4 protein-coding genes are annotated in these 2,856 nt (G+C 72.1%); 1 reads left to right on the top strand and 3 read right to left on the bottom strand.

All coding sequences use genetic code 11. The annotated features are described in order from the left end of the window. Window positions 1-245 (top strand): DUF3297 family protein (locus tag EOINJALH_RS07080; RefSeq protein ID WP_088279646.1); only part of this gene is annotated, 245 nt, incomplete at its 5' end. A 69-nt stretch (window positions 246-314) separates the two neighbouring features. On the opposite strand, the gene EOINJALH_RS07075 is transcribed toward EOINJALH_RS07080, so the two are convergent. The 3 genes from EOINJALH_RS07075 to EOINJALH_RS07065 all read right to left on the bottom strand — a co-directional run. After that, window positions 315-815, bottom strand: a complete 501-nt coding sequence (locus tag EOINJALH_RS07075) for a hypothetical protein (RefSeq protein WP_088279645.1) — start codon at window positions 813-815, stop codon at window positions 315-317. 181 nt (window positions 816-996) lie between these two features. Continuing rightward, window positions 997-2,277, bottom strand: a complete 1,281-nt coding sequence (locus EOINJALH_RS07070; protein ID WP_088279644.1) for a sorbosone dehydrogenase family protein — start codon at window positions 2,275-2,277, stop codon at window positions 997-999. 170 nt (window positions 2,278-2,447) lie between these two features. Next, a partial coding sequence (locus EOINJALH_RS07065; protein ID WP_310732280.1) for an MAPEG family protein occupies window positions 2,448-2,856 on the bottom strand: 409 nt, incomplete at its 5' end.

Raw genomic sequence — 2,856 nt, 5'->3', positions numbered from 1 at the left:
CCACGACGCCCGACGCCCCACCCCTGCCCGACCGCCTCTCGGTCGACCCGCGCAGCCCGCACCACGTGGCGGCCGCGTTCGAGAAGGACGTGGGCATCCGCTTCAACGGCAAGGACCGCTTCGACGTGAGCGAGTACTGCCTCAGCGAAGGCTGGATCCGCGTGCCCGCCGGCAAGGCCGTCGACCGCAAGGGCCAGCCCCTGCTGATCAAGCTGAAGGGTAAGGTCGAAGCCTTCTACCGCTGAACCGGGCGCCCGGCCGCCGCGGGCGGCGGGTGCCCCCCGCGCACGGGCGCCTGGGCAGGTGCCGAGCCGTCAGCGGCCGCGCTGGAACGGGCCGTCGTGGCGGTCGTACCGGTTCGGGATGCCGTCGCCGTCGCGGTCGCGATAGCCGCGGTCGTTGCGGTCGTAGCGATTGGGGATACCGTCACCGTCGCGGTCCCACTGCGGGTTGTAGACCCGGTCGTGGCGGTTGGGGATGCCGTCGCCGTCGCGGTCCCAGCGCGGGTTGTAGACGCGGTCGTGGCGGTTTGGGATGCCGTCGCCATCGACGTCCCAGCGGTTGGGCTGGCGATAGCCCTGCGCCTGCACCACGCGCACCGGCGGGCCGTAGAACGGTGCCGGCTGCACATACACCTGCGCCGGCTGCACGTAGACCGGCGCCGGCCGGCTGTACACCACCGCCGGCTGCACCACGACCGGGGTGCCGATGGTGACGGACCACTGCACGTCGGCATCGCGCGCCTGCGCCACACCGGCCCCGAGCGCGCCGGTCAGGCCCAGCGCGGCGGCGATCAACAGCTTGTTCTTGCTCATTCGTCTCTCCTGCGGTTGTCGACCTGGATCGGTCGCCCCTCCACAACGGCCGGGCCCCGCCGCCCGCCCACACCGCAACGTCAACGCAGCGTAAAGCTGTGCCCCGCAGTTGCAACCGGTCGTTGGCGCCGCCGTGCAGGCGCCTGCCCGCGTACCGCCGGGGCACGGGGCCGAAGCCGGCTCAGCGCAAGAACCGCCGCCGCGCCCACAGCAGCGCCGCGCCCGCCAGCATCAGTGCGGCGGTGGCGGGTTCGGGCACCACCTGCACCACCTTGCCGCCATAGTCGACGATGTAGAACTCGCCCAGGGCGCCCTGGCCGAAGGACGACACATTGCCGATGGCGCCGCCCAGGCCAGCATCGAGCGCCGCGGTCAGCTCGGTGGCGCCGGCCATGGTCTGCACGCTGCCGTCGGCGGCGATGGCAAAGATGCGGCCGCTGACGAAATCGCCGAACACATAGCGCCCGTCGAGCGGCGAGCCGGCATCGCGCACCACGTAGCCGCCGGTGACAGACGCGCCGAAGCCGCGGGTGTAGTCGAGCACAGGGCCGGTGAGCCCCGGCGTCGGCACGTCACTGATGCCGGGCGTGGCGATGTTGCCTTCGCGCTGGCGCCAGCCGAAGTTGTGGCCGCCAGGGCTGGCCGCGGCGATGAAGTCGATCTCTTCGCGCTGGCCCTGGCCCACGTCGCCGATCCACAGGTTGCCGCTGAGCCGGTCGAAGCTGTTGCGGTAGGGGTTGCGCAGGCCCAGCGCATAGATCTCGCCGCGCGCGCCTGCCTGGCCGACGAAGGGGTTGCCCGCCGGCACGCCGTAGTTCAGCGCCGGGTCGGCAAAGTCGTCGCGGTTGATGTCGACGCGCAGCATCTTGCCCAGCAGATCGCCCTTGTTCTGCGCGCGGTTGTCGGGGTCGTTGCTGCCGCCGCCGTCGCCGGTGGCGATGAACAGGTGGTTGGCATCGCCGGGCTTGAAGCCTATCCAGCCCGCCTTGTGGTTGGTGCGCCCGGCCGGCTGGTCGACGCGCAGCACCTCCAGCCGGCTGGCGGGGTCGGCCAGGCCGGTGGCGGCGCTGGTGCGGTAGCTGGCAATGACCGTGTCGCGCGACGCAGGGTCGATGTAGTTGATGAAGAAGCGCCCGAAGCCGGCGGTGCCCGCGACACCGTAGTTGGGGTCGAAGGCCAGGCCCAGCAGCCCCTGCTCGCCGGCGTTGGTGACGGCCACGCTGAGGAAGGTGCGCGTCACCCCGCCCTGCACCACCTTGATGGTGCCGCCCTGCTCTGCCACGAACAGCCGGCCATCGGCCAGCGGCGCGGTGGCGAACAGCGGCTGCGTGAGGCCGCTGGCGACGAGCCGGGTGTCCAGCGCCTGTGCCGCACCCGCGGCGCCCAGGGCTGTCAGCGCCCACCCGGAGAGCCAGACACCGCGGTGGCGACCACGACGAGCGATGGGGCGGGATGCGGACATGGCGATCTCCTCCTGCGGTGGCGCCCGCCCGGCGCGGCGCGGCGGCGGTGGGCAGCATCGCAGGATAGGCCGATGCGCGGGCCGTGGTGCGGGCCGAAGGCCATCGCAGTGGCAACAGTAGGGTCGAAGTGTTTCTGCCGCGCGATTGGCGCGACACCGGCGCCGACGCGTCAGACCACCGGCTTGCCCAGCACCGCCGGCACCAGCGCGGCCAGCGTCAACGTGATGACCGGGACGATGCTGAGCATGAAGCCCAGCCCGCGCGTGGCCGGCGTGCTGACATAGGCGCGCCAATACAGCAGGCGGCCCACGAGATAGACGGCCCCGGCCGCGGCCACGTACGGGCCCGGCCAGTAGCGCCCGGCCAGGTACAGCGCCGGCAGCAGCGCCACCAGCAGTTCCAGCGTGTTCATCTGCACCCGGTAGGCCCGCTCGAACTGCTCGTGCCCGGTGGTGGCCGGCGCCTTGACCCCGTATCGGGTGCGCGCCTTGCCGACGAGGCTGCCGAAGAAGATGTACTGCAGCAGGGCCAGGCAGGCGACGACGTCGACGTGGTTCATCTTGGCGTGGGGGGTGGGC

Source organism: Ideonella sp. A 288 (assembly GCF_002198735.1).
Lineage (GTDB): Bacteria > Pseudomonadota > Gammaproteobacteria > Burkholderiales > Burkholderiaceae_C > Pseudaquabacterium.
The sequence above is the reverse complement of the archived record's forward strand: the minus strand, read 5'-3'. Positions and strand labels throughout refer to the sequence as shown.